15 protein-coding genes and 1 pseudogene are annotated in these 18,678 nt (G+C 39.1%); 11 read left to right on the top strand and 5 right to left on the bottom strand.

All coding sequences use genetic code 11. The annotated features are described in order from the left end of the window. Both EGI31_RS18550 and EGI31_RS18555 read left to right on the top strand, forming a co-directional pair. Window positions 1-462: pseudogene (locus EGI31_RS18550) on the top strand (penicillin-binding protein); the annotation flags it as partial. Window positions 463-499: 37 nt separating this feature from the next. Then, window positions 500-1,477: an FAD:protein FMN transferase gene (locus EGI31_RS18555; RefSeq protein ID WP_255038648.1), complete on the top strand. Its 978-nt coding sequence runs from the start codon at window positions 500-502 to the stop codon at window positions 1,475-1,477. A gap of 41 nt (window positions 1,478-1,518) precedes the next feature. Here the strand turns inward: EGI31_RS18555 and EGI31_RS18560 are convergent, their stop codons facing one another. Continuing rightward, window positions 1,519-2,415 carry a hydroxypyruvate isomerase family protein gene (locus tag EGI31_RS18560; protein WP_255038649.1) on the bottom strand — a complete coding sequence of 299 codons (897 nt, stop codon included), beginning with the start codon at window positions 2,413-2,415 and terminating at the stop codon, window positions 1,519-1,521. Window positions 2,416-2,639: 224 nt separating this feature from the next. Here EGI31_RS18560 and EGI31_RS18565 point away from each other — a divergent pair, with 224 nt between their 5' ends. Further along, window positions 2,640-3,347, top strand: a complete 708-nt coding sequence (locus EGI31_RS18565) for a hemerythrin (protein ID WP_255038650.1) — start codon at window positions 2,640-2,642, stop codon at window positions 3,345-3,347. A 29-nt stretch (window positions 3,348-3,376) separates the two neighbouring features. On the opposite strand, the gene EGI31_RS18570 is transcribed toward EGI31_RS18565, so the two are convergent. After that, complete coding sequence (locus EGI31_RS18570; protein WP_255038651.1) at window positions 3,377-4,681, bottom strand: vanadium-dependent haloperoxidase; 1,305 nt, start codon at window positions 4,679-4,681, stop codon at window positions 3,377-3,379. A 47-nt stretch (window positions 4,682-4,728) separates the two neighbouring features. Then, complete coding sequence (locus tag EGI31_RS18575) at window positions 4,729-6,057, bottom strand: vanadium-dependent haloperoxidase (RefSeq protein WP_255038652.1); 1,329 nt, start codon at window positions 6,055-6,057, stop codon at window positions 4,729-4,731. Window positions 6,058-6,372: 315 nt separating this feature from the next. On the opposite strand from EGI31_RS18575, the gene EGI31_RS18580 reads away from it, so the two are divergent. Beyond that, window positions 6,373-6,810, top strand: a complete 438-nt coding sequence (locus EGI31_RS18580) for a CBS domain-containing protein (RefSeq protein ID WP_255038653.1) — start codon at window positions 6,373-6,375, stop codon at window positions 6,808-6,810. A gap of 104 nt (window positions 6,811-6,914) precedes the next feature. Here EGI31_RS18580 and EGI31_RS18585 read toward each other — a convergent pair whose 3' ends face one another. Together EGI31_RS18585 and dnaG are read right to left on the bottom strand one after the other, a co-directional pair. Beyond that, entirely contained in the window at window positions 6,915-7,979 is a 1,065-nt protein-coding gene (locus EGI31_RS18585) for a TerC/Alx family metal homeostasis membrane protein (protein ID WP_255038654.1), read from the bottom strand. 94 nt (window positions 7,980-8,073) lie between these two features. Further along, entirely contained in the window at window positions 8,074-10,002 is a 1,929-nt protein-coding gene (gene dnaG / locus EGI31_RS18590) for a DNA primase (protein ID WP_255038655.1), read from the bottom strand. A 226-nt stretch (window positions 10,003-10,228) separates the two neighbouring features. Between dnaG and EGI31_RS18595 the strand changes: the two genes are divergently transcribed. The 7 genes from EGI31_RS18595 to EGI31_RS18625 all read left to right on the top strand — a co-directional run bounded on the left by EGI31_RS18595 (window position 10,229) and on the right by EGI31_RS18625 (window position 18,655). Further along, window positions 10,229-10,645 (top strand): hypothetical protein, encoded by a 417-nt coding sequence (locus EGI31_RS18595; RefSeq protein ID WP_255038656.1) that lies wholly within the window; start codon window positions 10,229-10,231, stop codon window positions 10,643-10,645. A gap of 143 nt (window positions 10,646-10,788) precedes the next feature. Then, window positions 10,789-11,622: a ParA family protein gene (locus EGI31_RS18600; protein WP_255038657.1), complete on the top strand. Its 834-nt coding sequence runs from the start codon at window positions 10,789-10,791 to the stop codon at window positions 11,620-11,622. Beyond that, a complete protein-coding gene (locus tag EGI31_RS18605) occupies window positions 11,609-12,472 on the top strand; it encodes a ParB/RepB/Spo0J family partition protein (RefSeq protein WP_255038658.1) in 864 nt (287 codons plus the stop codon). The genes EGI31_RS18600 and EGI31_RS18605 overlap by 14 nt, the downstream gene beginning before the upstream one ends. Before the next feature lie 231 nt (window positions 12,473-12,703). Beyond that, window positions 12,704-14,662 carry a DNA topoisomerase (ATP-hydrolyzing) subunit B gene (gene gyrB / locus EGI31_RS18610; RefSeq protein WP_255038659.1) on the top strand — a complete coding sequence of 653 codons (1,959 nt, stop codon included), beginning with the start codon at window positions 12,704-12,706 and terminating at the stop codon, window positions 14,660-14,662. A 57-nt stretch (window positions 14,663-14,719) separates the two neighbouring features. After that, window positions 14,720-15,370 (top strand): class I SAM-dependent methyltransferase, encoded by a 651-nt coding sequence (locus EGI31_RS18615; protein ID WP_255038660.1) that lies wholly within the window; start codon window positions 14,720-14,722, stop codon window positions 15,368-15,370. A 288-nt stretch (window positions 15,371-15,658) separates the two neighbouring features. Then, entirely contained in the window at window positions 15,659-16,855 is a 1,197-nt protein-coding gene (locus EGI31_RS18620) for a cation:proton antiporter domain-containing protein (RefSeq protein WP_255038661.1), read from the top strand. A gap of 108 nt (window positions 16,856-16,963) precedes the next feature. Further along, window positions 16,964-18,655: an AMP-binding protein gene (locus EGI31_RS18625; protein WP_255038662.1), complete on the top strand. Its 1,692-nt coding sequence runs from the start codon at window positions 16,964-16,966 to the stop codon at window positions 18,653-18,655. Window positions 18,656-18,678 lie beyond the last annotated feature (23 nt).

Consider the following 18,678-nt stretch of genomic DNA (forward strand, 5'->3'; position numbering starts at 1 on the left):
GTTCTTAGCAAAGAAACCGCTTATAAAATGATTCACCTGATGCGAGGAGCCACGGCTCCAGGCGGTCCTGCAGTGGGCTTGGGTCGTTTTGGGGTTTTGGATGGCAACGAGGTGGCCGCCAAAACAGGTACTACTTCTAATTTCTCTGACGGCTGGTTTATGGGTATGACCCAAGACCTTATTGGTGGAGTTTGGGTAGGTGGAGAAGACCGTGCCATTCACTTCCAGAGTATTGAGCAAGGCCAAGGTGCACGCGTAGCCATGCCGGCTTGGGGTATGTTTATGCAAAAAGTATATGCAGACAAAGGCATAGAATTTAAGAAGACGAAGTTTGTAATTCCTGAAGGAATCAGAATAGTAGGTGATTGTGTTCTGAATCCAAATGAAGGTTTCCCTGTGCCGCAGGGTGAAACAGGTACACAACCTGCCTTAAAACCTGCCGACGACGATGAGTTGCTCTAGGGATGATTTGATAAATTATACGGAATAATTCCTCCCAATGCCTTTTAAAATACTTCTTCTCTTGTGTTTGTCAGCAAGTTTTGGTTGGGATTCCACGCCATACAGGACACTTCAAGGTCAAGCTCAGGGTAGTACCTACAGAATAATTTATGAGGATAAAACCAGTGCCGATTTTTCAAAATCAATAGATAGTTTGTTCCAGTTAATAGATGCCAGTATGTCCCTGTGGGATAGCAATTCTTTGATATCTAGAATAAATGCCAATAAAAACCTCGGGCCTTTCGATGCACATTTCGAAGAGGTTTTCATTAAATCCCAACAGATCTCTAAAAATACAAAAGGCTATTTTGACATAACCGTTGGTCCGTTGGTAAAGGCTTGGGGATTCTCTAAAACCAAAGGTTTTGCAAGCCCTACTGATTTACAAATAGATAGCCTCAGAAAGCTTGTAAATTACAAAAATGTCAGCCTTAAAGACGGGGGGATAACCAAGAAATATCCTGAAATTCAATTGGACTTCAACGCCATCGCCCAAGGTTATACGGTAGACCTGATTGCTGAGTATTTAACAAAAAAGGGCATCTCAAATTTTTTGATAGAAATAGGTGGCGAAGTCAGAGCCAAAGGGAAAAATCAACAAGGGGAGTTTTGGAAAGTAGGAGTTGAAAACCCTTCGGATGAGAACAAACTACAAGCTATTTTGGCTCTAAATGATAAGTCTTTGGCCACTTCTGGTAGTTATCGTAAGTTTTTTTTGAAAGACGGCAAAAAGTTTTCACATGCTATAGATCCCCATTTGGGTAGGCCTGTTTCACATAATTTGTTGAGTATTACCGTTCTTGCAAATGATTGTGCCACAGCGGATGCTTATGCTACCGCGTTTTTGGTTATGGGATTGGAGAAAGCCAAATTAATTGCACAAAAGCAAAAGATAGATTTTTTTGCCATTTATGAAGAAAATGGAAAGATCCAGACTTACTCTTCTGAGGGGTTCAAAGGAGCTAAACTAGACTGAAAATAAAAGAGCCTCATTTTTTCGGAGGCTCTTCGAGAGTTTTAAACGTCACATATTTCTACACATCGTTTGAGCGATGCCAGCATACCTTCTTTATCTTTTGGAGTTGGTACAAATTCTTGACCGAGGTATCCTTTGTAGCCTGAGTCAATAATCGCCTTCACCACGGCCGGGTAATAAATTTCTTGGGTATTGTCTATTTCTTTTCTGCCCGGCATGCCCCCCGTGTGATAATGACTGATGTATTTGCCGTATCTTCTAACATTTCGAATGTGGTCGCCATGCATACTTTGCATGTGGAAAATGTCGTAGAGCATCTTGAAGCTCTCTGAATTTACCATTTCGCACAAAGCGACTCCCCACTCTATGGTGTCACACATGTAGTCGGGATGACTATCTTTAGAACTCAGGAGTTCCATTGTCAGTATAACCCCGTTTTTCTCACAAGTGGGTATCAATTTTCTGATGATTTTTGCACAATTCATCATGCCCGTCAGGTCGGTCATTCCATTTCTATTGCCCGAGAAACAAATCAGATTTTTTATTCCGTTAGCAGCTGCGTGCGGAATTAGTTCTTCGTACAATTTTATCAATTCCTCATGGTTTTTAGGATTGTTGAAGAAATTATGCAAACCCATGCCTTTAGGCCATTCGCCCCAACCGATAGCACAAGTAAGGCCGTATTGCTTCAGTATCGGCCATTCTTTCGGTCCAGTTAGTTCGATTGAAGCCATGCCGATGTCTTTAACTCCTTGGCAGAGTTCTTCGAATGGAATGGAGCCATAACACCACCGACATACCGAGTGTTTGATGTTGCTTTTCAATGGTAAATTGGTTCTGGTTTCTGCCGCTTTTACAGTTGAAATACCTGCAAATGATACTGCGGAGGCCGTTCCGAGAGATCGGAGTACGTTTCTTCTAGAGGTTTTGTTTTTCATTATTAAGATTGATTGAATAGTTCTTTATCTAAAATCGTTTTAGCGAAATAAAACGTATTTTATCGAAAATATGGGCTACAAATCTGACAGCTTCAATTTTTTCTAAAAATAAGCTTCTTTGAGGCTTTACCCAAATTAATTAAATATTTTATCTATGATTTTTATCATTTTTAATTTATTTTTGAAATAGAACCTTTGTGGAGGAATAAAACATAATAATTGATATGGACGCTAAAACACTTGAGAACCTTGTTGAAACCAACAAAATGTATCAGCTTGTAACAGAACGACTTGAAGTAATTGACCCAGCGGCACAGGATATCTACGCTAGGTTTAATATGGAGTCGGAGTTGATGGAGGTTATTTTGGAACTTTATCACAACGACGAGGATAACTTTCCTTTTCAAAAACTCCAGAAGTTTTCGCTGGAGCAAGTGCTGGCATATTTGCAAGCCTCTCACAAGTTTTATTTGTCCAAAAAGCTACCTGAAATTGAGCAAACGATGATGCATATTTTCAATAAGTATGGATCTACACATCAAATACTAGCGAGTCTTACTTCCTTCTTCAATGACTACAAAAATCGTTTGGTGGAGCATATCAGAATGGAAGAAAAGACGTTTTTCCCTTATATCAAAAGTTTAATATCGGCCTCAAAAGGAGAAATGACCACTCAAGAAACCAAAACTCTCTTGAGCGAATGTTCAATAGCCTCTTTTGACGACAACCACGATCCGATTGAGGACGATTTGAAAACGGTATCCTCTATTATCCATAGTTATTCATTAAACGAGGAAACGCCTCTCCCTTACCGTGTTTTTTTGAACCAAGTGGAACTTTTTGAAATGGAGCTTCGCAAGCATGCTATTATTGAAGATCACGTATTGGCACCAATGGCCAGAGAATTGGAAGCTAAACTGAAGGCCGCTTAGAATTTCGGAGATTCTGATTTTTATTGAACCTAAGACTGTTTCATTTTTAGTTTTAGTTCGCAGGCACTTCTGCCTATGCGTTTACCGTTTTTGAGACCTTCTTCGTTTGACATACGATAATGAATGCCACCGTATAGTCTTGAAAGAGCTGCTTCTTGAGCAAATTCAAAAAAAGTATCGAACGAACGAGGTTTGAGGCCTCTTTCGGCGTGAGAAAAGTCGGTAAAGCGGTAGTTATAACCAAACATGTCTGATAGTACGGCCGCAGTGGCTCCAGAAACCGTTCCGTGGCCTGAGGTGTATTCAGGAAAAGGCGGGGTGTCGAGCAAAGGTTTCCAGTTTGGGTCAATAGCCGTGTTTATGAAACTGATTGGCCTCAGGATGTTGTATCGAAACTTGCATTTCCAACATGACACAAAAGCATCGTTGACAGCAATACCCAATCTACAAAGGGTTTCTGCTGTTTTGGCTAAATCAAAGTTTTCTTTTTTTATCAACTGCAAGGCTATCGAAATGCCATGACCAGGAGGAGTGAATGTTTTGCCAGCATCATCGGACCAAAAAAGTGCTATTTCTTTTTGCTCCTCGTTGAGGTTTTTACCCACACTGTAAACTTCAAGGGCTTGCGAAAACATCAAAGAAGAGTTACCTATTTCGCATCGAGGAGGTACGGGAAGTTCGAAATCAGCATTTCCTTTTATGAATGTGCGATTTGTACCCCAATAGGGTTGAAGGGCCATTTGGTTGCCCACGGGTGTCCACATGCAAGAGCCTGGTGAACTTTTAAAATCCTTCGGGAAATTATTCTTTTCGGCATGGTGACCACCGTCTGTTTTTGAGTATTTAAAGATAGCTTTGGCTATTTCTTCCCCATACTTTACCGATGCCTTGTACGTGTTTTCATTATCCTTAAACTTAGCATTTAAGGCATCTCTTAACTCAAGAATTTTTGGCTTATTTTCTTTATGATTAGCTGCGTAAAGTTCCTGAACTATAAGAGCTTGGGCATTATTAGCAACAATTTGCCAGTCATAAACTTGGTTCTTGTCTGGGAGTGGCAATTTTTCAAATTCTTGTAAAACGCCAACCAAAGATTTGTAATCTGGGGAGCCGTGAACCAAAGACTCGTAAAGTGTAAGTCCCGTGTAACCCAATGCCCGAGAAACTACTGGAGGGGTAAAACCCGGTGTTTGGGGAATTAACTTTAGTTGTAGATCAAACCATCGGCTAGCAACTTCGTGATTCAGCTGCGGTACTTTTTTTTGGCTGTGTCCGCTTTGGAAAGTCAGAAAAAGTATTAAAAGAGATAATATTTTGACTATTTTTTGTTGCAAAATTTTCTAGACAAATTTCATCTATGGTAAAACTACAAAGAATTCTACTATTTCTTGAATTTTAAATTTAAAATATTTTGGGCTATTGCTTTGCCATTATCATATCCATTGGTGCAGGAAAATTCGTAGTGAATACCACCATAAAGTCTTGACATTGAAGTTTCATTGCCATATTTTTCAAAGTTCTCATATTTTCTTTTCGGAAATATACCTTCGTATGTGTTGTCTTCGAAGGCATAAGTTTTGCCCAATATACTTTCCATTATTGTAACCAAAGCACCGGCGGCAGTACTATGGCCCGAGGCATAATCTGGAAATGGGGGATTGGCTAAAAGAGGAACCCAGTTTTTGTCCATCGTTTGTTTGATGTAAGTACTTGGACGCATTAAATAGTACTTGTATTTGCCTCGCCAGCATCCTATGAACGCATCGTTGAGGGCTAATCCCAATTTTACATAGGCCAGTGCTGTTTCATCTAGTTTTGCTTTTTTCTTAAGAAAGATATCTCGAGCAACATTGAAATGGTGCCCTGGTGGGGTTATGGTACCTGTGCCGTCTGCGAAAAAGTTGGCAATCGCTTTTTCCTCCGCACTCAAATTTTTTGAAACGTCATATACTTTTTTGGCTTCTGCAAAAAAAGTGGTGTTTTTTTCGAATGAGAAAGGAATCGGAATCTTCAGTTTATCTTCTGTATTGGCTTTTACCAATGTACGGTTTTGACCCCAAGAAGGAAGTAAAGGAATAAGTTGAGTACCTGTAGGTCTCCAATAACCTATGCCTGATGGTAATACATAATTCTGAGGGAAGTTTGTAAGGTGACCATTAGCACCGCCGTCGGTTTTCGAATATTCGTGGATGGCAGTAGCCAAAAGTGCCCCGTAACGCACAGATCTATCAATTACTTCATCTGTCGAACCTATTTTAAGCTTTGTTTCATATACGCTTCTTACCGAGTCGAGCTTGCTTTTGTTTTTGTCGCTTGTGGTCAGAAATAATTGTGTCAGTAGGGTATATTGTGCTACACTCGCAACCAAGCCCCAGTTATAGATTTTGGTTGTGTCGGCAATTGGAAGCATGACCAATCCATTTAATTGTCCTTTCAAGGAATTGTGTCCGGGTATGCCGGCCACCACACTTTCGTAAAGTGCTAATGAGGCATAACCCAATGACCTCGAGGCCACGGGTGGGGTAAACCCGGGAGTCGTTTTTATTAAATCTAGATGTATTTTTAACCAATCAGAGGCCAAGTCTCCATCAAATGTTGATGCCAGAGGTGATGGATTTACGATCACGGGGTCAACATCTTCTGCACCTTTTTTACAAGATACGAAGGAGATAAAGGCAAGCATAGTGAAAAGGACAAATTTGGCTTTCATTAAATTAAGCTTTTTTAATGTTATTTACTCAAAAACCTTGCCAAATGGCTTTTATAGATAGGTTTAAGCCTCGAGAAGGCATTTTTATATTCCCAAATAGAGCTTTTTGGTTTACTTTTTCGATGTATCGAGGTTCTAAATTTAATTGGGCGAACGAGGTTTATATTACTTTGGAGGTAGAGAGTCTATGGTGATTGTATGGTTAAAGATGAATCGAAATGAAAATATGATGGGCTAATTCATCATTTTTTATACATTTTACTTGATTTTTCTAATAGTTTTACATACTTTGGTTATCTAAAAAACCTAAACATCATGCCTACGTCTGTAAAAACTATTTTGAATAACAAAAAGATAAAGTCTATTCTTTCGGTTCTTCCATCAGCCACTGTTTTTGAGGCTCTGGAGGTGATGAGCCAGCATAATATTGGTGCTTTGTTGGTAATGGAAAACGACAAACTAGTAGGTATTTTTTCAGAGAGAGATTATGCTCGAAAAGGAATTGTACAGGGAAGAAGTGCTAAAACTACTGTGATAGCCGACGTGATGACCCCTAACGTGTACACTGTGGAATCTAAAATGACTTCAAAGGATTGTATGGAAATAATGAACGCACGGAAATTCAGACACTTGCCTGTGGTTGACGACGGTAATGTAGTTGGTGTACTAAGCGTTGGGGATATTGTAGGTGCTATTCTTGACGAGCAAAAAGAACACATTAAATATCTTGAAAGTTATATTGTAAACGGATAATATTTAATTGTAAACGGATAATATTTAAGAGTATATACTTCTTAAAGATATAAAAAAAGCACTTGAGGGTTTTCTCAAGTGCTTTTTTCTATTATTAGCCTATCTTAATTGGCAGGTTTTTCTTCTTTCGGAGGGAACAACAGTGAAGCACCTATGCTCACTCCCAAAATCAAAACGATTACAATCAATGAATGTAAATTGGTGAAGCCAATACCCTCTAACCAATGGTGAGCGAGCATTTTTACTCCAATAAACGTTAAAAGAACACCCAAGCCGTATTTCAAATAAGCAAACATATCAATGATATTCACCAAGAAAAAGAACATCGAACGTAAACCCATAATGGCGAATACATTAGAGAAAAATACAATGTAAGGGTCTTTGGTGATACTAAAAATGGCAGGAATGGAGTCCACCGCAAATATAACATCGGTGAAAGCAATTACGACTATAACCACAAACAAGGGCGTGATATACAGTTTGTTGGCTCTGTATTTGTGTCTAAAAAAGAACCTGTCAGAGACGAATTTTTCATAAACATTGAAAAATCTTGAGGTGACTTTTACCGCTGGATGGTTTTTGGTGTCTATGTCTTCTTCCTCATCTTTAGAGAAGAGAATTTTGATACCTGTATAAACCAAAAACGCCCCGAAAACCAAAAGGATCCACTCGAATTTCTGAATAAGGGCAGCTCCCAAGAATATAAAGATGAAACGCAAAACAATAGATCCGAGAATTCCCCACACCAAAACGTCTTTATAGTTTTTCTTTCTGACTCCGAAAGAATTGAAAATCAGGATAAACACAAAAATATTATCTACTGAAAGCGAGTACTCTACCAAATAACCTGTGATGTACTCCAAGGCCATGTTGTTCTGGAAAATCTTAAGATTTTCAGCATAGTCTGAGCCAAGCTTTAGGTTTTTATAGTACAATTGTTGAATAGTATCCAAATGACTCGCATCGCTGATGTCATGTATAAAATATCCATAGTTTCTAAGGAAAAAGTAAAAGCCAATTGAAAGTCCCACCCAAATGGCACTCCAAAATGCGGCTTCTTTAAACTTGACAATTCCGGCCTTTTTTGGGCTAAAAGCCCCGAGGTCGAGGAGCATTACAAATATTACAAATATGGCAAAAGCCCCAAAAAACAAAACTTCGTTAGACATATATCTTATAATTACTGAAAACTGAATTAAGTCGCAATTTGCACAAAAAAATGCAAAAATGGGTAGTTTTAGGCGTAAATACTATGCAAGTACTTTAAATTACAGAACCAAGTTCTTCGGCTATTAGTTTGAGAATTCCTCTTTTTTTGCCGACTTGGTTCATGATTATTTCCAGGTCTTCGTCGGAGGCAGTATCCACTTCTTCTATTAGGGCGTCAATTTCTTTTTGAATTTTCTCTTTTCTGATTCTTAATACCATGCGGTAGGAAAATTCATTGAGCATCTCCTCATATTTCGGTATGAAAATCTCGAATTTATCCCATCTCTCACTCAGCTCGTGTTTCGGACTTAGCCAACTTACGGCCACATCCTGTATTTGTGGGTTAGGGTTCGACGAAAACATTTGGCTCGTGGGTGCGTTGCCGTTGAGATACTCTGTTTTATACAGTTGGTAGATTTCATAAAAAAGTGGTGTTTCTATCCTCAGATCGTTGGTTTCGTGCAAAAGATAATCTGCTAGTGTATGGTCTTGCCCAGTTTCTTCGTCTTTCTCAATAACAAAATGCCCATAGAGCACCAAGTCTCTTACCAAAGCCTCTTCTTGAACATTGTGTTTTTTGAGGGTATTAATGATCTCTAACTCCTGATTTCGAATTGGTGGTGCTGGACTTATTATTCCGCCATCGCCTTTTTCTATTCGTTTGTTGTTATCAGTAATTTTAGTTTTGACAATTTTGTTGCCTTCATTTATCAAAATGTTTTCATCAATCTGGAGCATTTTGGCTACTTCCTGATAAAACACTGATCTTTTTATTGGATTTGGAATCTTGGTTATCGAACTCACCAAGTCAGCTATCAGTTCGGCTTTTTTTATGGCGTCGTCACCTACATCAGCTAGCGAAAGTTCCGTTTTGAAGTTAATGAAGTTCTTCTGGTGGTTTTTGACATATTCTGAAAACGCCGCACCGCCTACTTTTCGGATGTAACTGTCGGGGTCGTCGCCGTCGGGAAAAACCACCGACTTCACGTTCATGTCTTCTTCCAGAATGATGTCTATACCTCTTAATGACGCCTTAATACCAGCGGCATCACCATCATATAGCACAGTTATGTTATCACTAAAACGCCTGATAAGTCGCACTTGTTCAGGGGTTAATGAGGTGCCAGATGAAGCCACTACGTTTTCTATACCCGCCTGGTGCAGGGATACCACGTCGGTATAACCTTCCACCAAATAACAATTGTCAGCTTGGCGAATAGCGTTTTTGGCCTGGTAAATTCCGTAAACTATCTGGCTTTTGTGATAGATTTCGGTCTCAGGAGAGTTGATGTATTTGGGAGCTTTTGGGTCGGTTTTGAGTATTCTGGCACCAAAAGCTATGGGTTTACCGGCCACGTTGTGTATGGGAAATATCACCCTGCCTCTAAACCTATCTATTTTTACATCACCCTCTTTTACACTTATCAGACCTGCTTTTTCAAGAATATCGCTGCTAAAACCCGCCTTTTCGGCTTTTTTGACAAACTCATTTCTGGAGTCAAGGGCATAGCCGAGTTGAAACTTTTCAATTGCTGCTTTGGAGAATCCCCTTTCTATAAAATAGGATTGCCCCACACTTTGACCCTCTTCCGTATTGGCCATGGTTTCGGCAAAATACTGCTGAGCATATTCCAGCACTATAAAAAGACTCTCTTTTTCGTTTTGGCTGATGAGATCTTGGTCTGTAAACTCACGTTCTTTGACTTCGATATTATACTTTTTTGCCAACCATCGCAATGCATCTGGGTAGGAGAGACCTTCCAAATCCATTACAAATCTCAGAGAATCACCACCTTTGCCACAACCGAAGCATTTGTAGATACCTTTCGACGGCGAAACATTGAAGGAAGGGGTCTTTTCGTTGTGAAACGGACAGCAAGCTATCATGCTGGCCCCGCGTTTTTTGAGGCTCACAAACTCGCCTACCACTTCTACAATGTCGGCGGCTTGAATAATTTGCTGAACGGTATCCTGAGGTATCATTCTGTAAAATTATCTTTATTTTTCTTTCCAAAAAAGTTTTAAAGTCGAGATTCTGAATGTTATAACGGACAAACTAGGATTATCCAAATGTTTTTTTGGCTATAACCTGACCAAAAGCATTTTTTGTCTTTTTGTTTTTGTCAAATTTTGCAAAAAAAATCTTTACCAAGACAAACTCCTTAACTGCTTTAAAAGGTTTTGTTTTGTCTCAAAATGATCAAATAACATGAATTTCAGAATGGTTTTAGTTGCCAATAGAGTAGCTCTGTTTGTGGTGTATTTTTGGTTTGGCGTGTTAAAAGTAATAGGCCTTTCTCCTGCTACAGGCTTGGTGACCGACTTGGCTCATGTGACTTTGCCGTTTTTTGAAGCCGATAAATTCATTGTGTTGTTCGGTATATTTGAGTGCTTGGTTGGTATCATGTGGCTTTGGCCCAAGTTGGCTAAAATAGCCTTCTGGTTGACAGTTTTTCATTTGATTACTACTTTTTTGCCCACATTTTTCTTGCCCGAAGCCGCTTGGAACCAATTTCTTACGCCTAGTTTAGTTGGGCAATATATAATCAAAAATCTGGTAATTCTCGCCTCCATATTTACCTTGTATTTTGCATCAAATCCATCTAAAAGAAAGCTTATGTATTAGTAGATTACACAAGGCAATTGTGTAAATCTCTTTTGTTCTGAAAACTTTTCCACATTACGGCTACTTATCTACATATTCTAACAGTGTCGGTGTAGTTTTTTCAAATTTAACTATCTTTGCACCTCTTTAACAGCAGACAATAAATGGGAAAAATTATATCGATAGTAAATCAGAAGGGTGGAGTAGGAAAAACCACCACTGCCATCAATCTTTCAGCAAGTTTGGCGGTATTGGACTACAAGGTTTTAATTGTCGACACTGACCCACAAGCCAACGCTGGCTCTGGTATTGGCATTGATAGCAAAGACCAAAAAAATAACATTTATTCTGCCTTGGTGGGGCATTCTAAAATCAAAGACTGCATCATCGAAACCCAAATACCCAATCTGCATCTTATTTCTAGTCACATTGACTTGGCTGGTTTTGAGTTGGAAATAGTCAACCAAGTGGCTCGTGAGTATATTTTGAAGGAAATCATTCACGAAATCAAAGAGGATTACGATTTTATTCTCATTGACTGCTCGCCTTCTCTTGGTTTGATGGTTATTAACTCCATTGTAGCTTCTGACTCGGTGTTGATACCCGTTCAATGTGAATATTTTGCTTTGGAAGGTATTGCAAAACTCCAAAATACTATCGACATCATTAAGAAAAGGTTGAATCCGAGTTTGGTCATGGAAGGTTATGTGTTAACCATGTACGATGCCCGTACCAACCTCTCGAAAATGGTAGTGGACGATGTGAGGAAATATTTTGATACAGTTTGTTTTGAAACTATCGTTCCTCGAAACGTAAAATTGGCCGAAGCTCCAAGTTATGGCGTGCCTGCTTTGTTGATGTTTTCAGGAGACAAAGACGGTGAGTTTGATATTAAATTTTTGGAAAATAAAGGAGCCATTAGCTATATAGACTTGGCCAAAGAACTATTAAAACGCAATAATCTGCCTGAGATAAAAGAAGTAGATGGAACAAAATAAGAACAAAGGTCTAAATTCGCTGCTGTCGGATTCTGACTTGGTGGTGCAGCGAAAAGTGGCGGCTTTTAGAGGAGTTAGTGAAGTAGAAATAGACAAACTAGAGGTTGGAACACAACAACCGAGGAGTCATTTCGATGTAAAATCTATTGAAGAATTAGCGGAGTCCATTCGAGTGCATGGATTGATTCAGCCCATCACGGTTCGTGAAAAAGAAGACGGGAAATTCGAGATTATATCGGGTGAAAGACGCTTCAGAGCAGCCAAGTTAGCTGGATTGGACAAAATGCCCGCCTTTATAAGAGATGTGGATGACCACCGCTCTATCGAGATGGCTCTAATTGAGAACATCCAAAGAGAAAATCTCAATCCTATTGAAATAGCACTTTCCTACCAAAGAATGGTAACCGAATGTCAGGTAAGTCAGGAGGAACTGGGCAAAAGAGTGGGGAAAAGCCGTTCTGCGGTGACTAATTACCTGAGATTGCTGAATCTTCCCACTGAAGTGCAATCAGGTTTGATTTTGGGCGTAATATCTATGGGTCAAGCACGTCCACTTATACCTATCCAAGACAATAATCTGCAGTTGGACATTTACCAACGCATTCTTGAAAATGATCTTAGTGCCAGAGAAATAGAGACTTTGGTGAAAAAGGGAAATGCTTTTGAAGCTGGGGCTAATGAACTAGACTTACACCGCGAAGACATGCGAATAGAAGAAATAACCCTCAAGGGTAAAACACTAGTACCCATAAAAATTCAAATCCAAGACCTTAATAAAGGCAATGTTGCCATTAAGTTTTCGAACGCCGAAGAGCTGGCTGAAATTTTAGCAAAACTGGAGGTCAGTTGATTTTTATTTGATTTTAATTCGAATTCTTTATTCTTAATTTCTTCAAAATTTGGCTTTCTCAAGGTTAAAGTTGAAGAGCTTGCTTGTTCGTTATAGAACAAACTTTTACCTCTATTTTTTTGGCAAATAATTCAATAATTTTCACTATATTTGTGTGTTAAAATTCTACAATAAAAGCAATATAAAAACAGTTCTGAAGATTCGGAATTTATACTATTTGAAATAAAATTTATGGCAGAAAAAGATTTAGAGAATAGGGCAGATTACTCCGCCAACAATATACAAGTTTTAGAAGGTTTAGAAGCAGTGAGAAAGAGGCCAGCCATGTATATTGGCGATATTGGTTTCAAAGGTCTCCACCACTTAATTTGGGAAGTTGTCGATAACTCCATCGACGAAGCCATGGCGGGTTACTGCGATACCATTGATACCATTATCAATATCGACAACTCAGTAACCGTAAAAGACAACGGTAGAGGTATTCCTACCGGATGGCACGACAAAGAGCAAAAGTCGGCACTAGAGGTGGTAATGACCGTTCTTCACGCAGGTGGTAAATTCGACAAAGACACTTACAAAGTTTCTGGTGGTTTGCACGGTGTGGGGGTTTCATGTGTGAACGCCCTTTCTACAGACCTCAGAGTAGAGGTACACAGAGAAGGTAAACTATACGAGCAAGAATACAAAATAGGTAAGCCACAATATCCTGTTCGTGAAATAGGTACAACTGAAAAAAGAGGTACTCAGGTGACTTTTAAACCAGATGATACCATTTTTCAGGTAACTGAATTCAAGTATGAAACGGTTGCAAATCGTCTGAGAGAGCTTTCTTTCTTAAATAAAGGAATTACCCTGACATTGACGGATATGCGTGATTTGGATGAAAATAACGAGCCAAAACACGAAGTTTTTCATTCAGAAGGAGGACTAATAGAATTCGTAGAATATCTTGACCAAAGCCGTGAGCGTTTGATTCCTGCTCCAATGTGGATGGAAGGTGAAAAAGATGGTGTTCCAGTTGAAGTTTCGATGATTTACAACTCATCTTATTCAGAGAACGTTTCGTCTTTTGTGAACAACATCAATACACCAGAGGGTGGAACCCACGTCTCGGGCTTTAGAATGGCTTTAACGCGTACTTTGAAAGCCTATGCGGACAAGTCGGGGATTTTGTTAAAAGAAAAAATTGAAATTTCGGGCGATGACTTTAGAGAGGGTCTTACGGCTGTTATTTCTGTTAAAGTTCAAGAGCCACAGTTTGAGGGACAAACCAAATCAAAATTAGGAAACTCAGAAGTGACAGCCGCAGTAAGTAACTGTGTGCAGTCAATGTTAGAGAACTATTTGGAGGAAAACCCTAAGGACGCAAGAACGATAGTTGACAAGGTAGTACTGGCTGCTAAAGCACGTATTGCTGCCAAGAAAGCCCGTGAAATGGTACAGCGTAAGAACGTTTTGATAGGCTCAGGTCTACCAGGAAAACTTGCCGACTGTGCTGAATCTGATCCTGCTCTTTGCGAAGTTTACTTGGTGGAGGGAGACTCTGCTGGTGGTTCTGCCAAGCAAGGTAGAGACCGTAGCGTTCAGGCTATTTTGCCTTTGAGAGGTAAAATTTTGAACGTAGAAAAGGCTCAAGAGTATAGAATTTACGAAAACGACGAGATCAAAAACATCTTCACTGCTTTGGGTGTACAGATGGGTAAAGACGGAGATGATAGAGCCTTGAATTTGGACAAATTGCGTTATCACAAGATCATCATCATGACCGATGCTGATATTGACGGTAGCCATATTCGTACCCTTATTTTGACGTTTTTCTATCGTTTTATGAAAGAAATCATCGAGAAAGGGTACTTGTACATTGCTCAGCCGCCTTTGTATTTGATTAAAAAAGGTAAAGAAGAAGAATACTGTTGGACAGAAGAACAAAGACAAGCAGCAGTTAAGCGTTTGGCTGGTTCTGGAAAAGAAGACAGTGTAGGACAACAACGTTACAAAGGTCTTGGAGAAATGAACCCTGAGCAGTTGTGGACAACCACCATGAATCCTGAGTTCAGAACCTTGAAACAAGTGACGATTGAGTCTGCAACAGAGGCTGATATGTTATTCTCTATGTTGATGGGCGACGAAGTACCACCTCGCAGAGATTTCATTGAGCGTAATGCCAAATACGCTAACGTAGACGCATAATATTCCTTTGACCATAAACTGGGGCGAATCGGTAACGGTTCGCCTTTTTTATTGACCATGAAAAATTCAAGCTTTATACCTGCCCTCAAATGGCACTGGGCAACTCCGTTTTATGACAGTTTCATAAAATTAACCATGCCAGAACACAAGGTTAAGTCCAAAGTTATTGAATTGTTAGCAATCAATTCATCTGAGAAAGTTCTAGATTTCGGATTTGGCACTGGTACTTCATTGGTAATGATAGCTAAAAGTTATCCCCAAGCTAGGCTTTTTGGGTATGATCTTGATGAAAAAATAATGAAAATAGCAAGGAAAAAGTTTGATAATGAAAATGTTGAGGTTACGGTATTTTCAGAAAACCTAGAAGTTATATCCGGAAATTCCATGGATAAGATTTTCTCCACTTGGGTGTTTCATCATTTGACTTATGACGAAAAATTAGAATCTATGAGCCACTTATACCGTATGTTGAAGCCAGGTGGGACTCTGGTAATTGCGGATTGGGGTAAGCAAAAGAATTTTATAATGTCATTTCTGTTTTTAATACTTCAAGTAGTTGATAATTTTAAAACTACCAATGACAATAGAAATGGCTCTATTGCGAAGCTTTTGCTTCGGGCAGGATTTGTTAAACATTCAAACGTTCCTTCTCAGAACACCTTGTTTGGTACCTTAAGCTATTGGAAAGTTTCAAAAGCCGAAGATTGACTGTTATTAATTTTCTATATTTTTTTTCTGTTGAATAGTAAAAATAGCTTGGAAGTCATGAGGTCTTGATTTTTAAAGATTAATAACCTTTATATAAGAGGCAGTCGAAGGTTTTGTGATTTATCAAAAGGCAAGGATTGTTTTAGGCTAATACCAGTTTTTGTTTTCCAAAATAGTCTGAAATGGACTTTTTTGTGTCTTCCTATTCTTGTTTTTTGTCGAAATGATTTCAGAAAAGGTGCTAAAAGTGGTTTGTTTTCGTTCTTTTGTAAACAAAAAAGCAAATATATGCAAAGTAGTGTCCTCGTTTTGATTTTTGCGTCAGTGGTTATTTTGTCCTATTTTTTTAATATTGTTAGTAACAAAACTCGAATTCCTTCGGTGTTGCTCCTCATGGGGTCAGGTATGTTGTTTGCTTTTTTTGAGAGAAATACATTGGTATCCGCACAAGCTATTAATAAGTTGGTTGAGGTGTTGGGCATTATGGGTTTAATTATGATCATTCTGGAGGCATCATTGGACCTACATATCACAAAGGACAAGAAATTAATGATTGTAAAAGCTTTTGTGTCGGGCTTAATTATCCTTTTGGCTTCCTCTTTTGCTATTGCCTATTTACTGAACCATTGGCTAAATGAGCCTTTTATTGAATGCCTGATATATGCCACCCCGCTCTCGATTGTGAGTAGTGCTATTCTTATTCCAAGTCTTGGGCAATTAACACCCGAGAAAAAGGAATTTCTGATATACGAGTCTTCGTTTTCTGATATTCTTGGGATATTATTTTTTAATTATCTCATCAGTGAAGGATCTACACAGCCTTTGAATGCTGTTTTTTATCTTGGTCAGATGGGTCTAAGCATAGTTTTGTCCATCGCCTTTGCCTTTGTATTGGTTTATTATCTTGGCAAAATCAAACTGCACATTAAGTTTTTCTTGATTTTTGCGGTATTGTCGGCATTATATGCCCTAGGTAAAATAACCCATTTGCCATCCTTGTTGATCATTTTATTCTTCGGTTTGATTATCAACAACCGCCAGTTTTTTCAGGACATACCATGGGTTAACAAGAATATTCCCGACGAAGAAAGTTTCAAAGAGTTAGAGGGGCAGCTAAAGTCTGTAACCGCCGAAACCGCTTTTTTGGTAAGGACGTTTTTCTTTATACTGTTTGGGTATTCTATTGATATAGCTAAGCTGGCTGTGCAAGAGGTACAGATTTTAGGAAGTATAATAGTGGTTATCTTATTGGTTGTGAGGTTGTTGTTTCTTCGGTATCTCAATCCCAAAGAAAATCCGCTGCCTGAACTTTTTTTAATGCCTAGAGGATTAATAACCATTTTGCTGTTTTATAGCATTCCGTCTTCAAGAGAGTTGGAGCATTTTAATACGGGTATTTTGTTTTTCGTGATATTAGTAACAGCTGTCTTGATGATGATCGGCTTAATGAGCGTAAAAAATGAGAAAGAAGTAGTTGATCTATAATTGTATTTTTTAAACAATAAATTGTTTATTATTGTTACCAATAACTCTGTTTACTATATTTGTATATCACTTAATCGTTCATAATAATCAACCTAAAAATCAAATTATATGTCTGTCGCAGATAAAAACTTTCCGTGGGTGGCCCAATATCCGAGCGGAATTTCACCAGAACTTAATCCCGATGCCTATCCATCTTTGGTGGAACTCATGGAGGAGGGTTTTAAAAAATATAGCTCACAACCTGCATACACGTTTATGGACAAAACCCTGAGCTATGCACAGGTGGATAAAATGTCCAGAGATTTTGCGGCTTATTTGCAAAGTTTGGGTCTTCAGAAGGGTGACAAAATAGCCATTCAAATGCCCAATTGTTCGCAGTATCCCATTGCACTTTATGGGGCTTTGCGTGCTGGATTGACGGTGGTCAATACCAATCCGCTCTACACACCCCGAGAGATGAAGCACCAGTTTACCGATTCCGGTGCCAAGGCTATAGTGATGGTGGCTAATTTTGCCTTTAATTTGGAAAAGGTAATAGAAGAGACTGATATTGAGCATGTTGTTATTACAGAATTGGGCGATTTGTTGGGTTTTCCAAAAAAACAAATCGTGAATTTTGTGGTGAAAAGTGTTAAAAAAATGGTGCCTGATTATTCGATTTCAGGTGTTGTGAAGTTTGGAGATGCACTTTCAAAAGGGGCTTCATTAAATTACAGCAGACCAGCGATGGTGAGCAGTGACACTGCCTTTATTCAGTATACGGGAGGAACTACGGGTGTTTCTAAGGGTGCGGTTTTGAGTCACCGAAACATGGTGGCAAATACAGAAGGCATTGCCGCATGGTTTGGGCCTATGATGAAGTTTGATTATGAAAGAACCATACTCGGTGCCTTACCTTTCTATCATATTTTCGCACTTACGGTCAATGCTTTTTCTACTTTCAAACTGGGTTTCCATAATTTGATGATACCGAACCCAAGAGACCAAAAAGCATTGTTGAAGGACCTCAAGAAACACAAATTGTTTGTTTTTCCAGGTTTGAATACATTATTTAATGCATTGCTCAACAATCCGGAGTTTTTAGCTTTAGATTTTAGTCATTTAAAAATTACTATTTCGGGAGGAATGGCTTTACAAAAAACAGTTGCCGATGCGTGGGAAAAGGCCACGGGTTGCAGGGTGACAGAAGGTTATGGCTTGTCAGAAACTGCCCCAGTGCTATCATGTAATCCAGTGGACGGAACCCAGCAGGTGGGTACTATTGGCTTGCCTTTCCCTTCTACCGAAATGAGAATTCTCAAAGAAGATAACACATGGGGTGAGGTTGGCGAAGTGGGTGAGATATGTGCCCATGGTCCGCAGGTAATGGCCGGGTATTATTTGCGAGCCGAGGAAACGGCCAACGTGTTTATTAACGATGAAAATGGTAGGCCGTTTTTCAAAACAGGCGATATTGGCTTAATGCAACCTGATGGTTTCTTCAAAATCGTAGATAGGAAAAAGGATATGATTTTGGTTTCAGGATTTAATGTTTTTCCAAATGAAATAGAAGAAGTAGTTTCGCAGTGTCCTGGTGTTCTTGAGGTGGCCTGTATTGGTGTTCCGGATGATAAATCTACCGAGGCCGTTAAGATTTTTGTGGTTAAAAAGGACCCTAGTCTTACTGAAGAAGCCGTTCGTGATTTTTGTAAGGAGAATTTGACCGGGTACAAATGCCCTAAGCATGTGGAGTTTAGAGAAGATTTGCCAAAAACCAACGTGGGCAAAATATTGAGACGTGAACTCAGGGATAACAAATAGAACCTAATAAAAAAATATGGTGT

It is taken from the genome of Lacihabitans soyangensis (genome assembly GCF_024343775.1).
In the GTDB taxonomy this organism is placed as follows: Bacteria; Bacteroidota; Bacteroidia; order Cytophagales; family Spirosomataceae; genus Leadbetterella; species Leadbetterella soyangensis.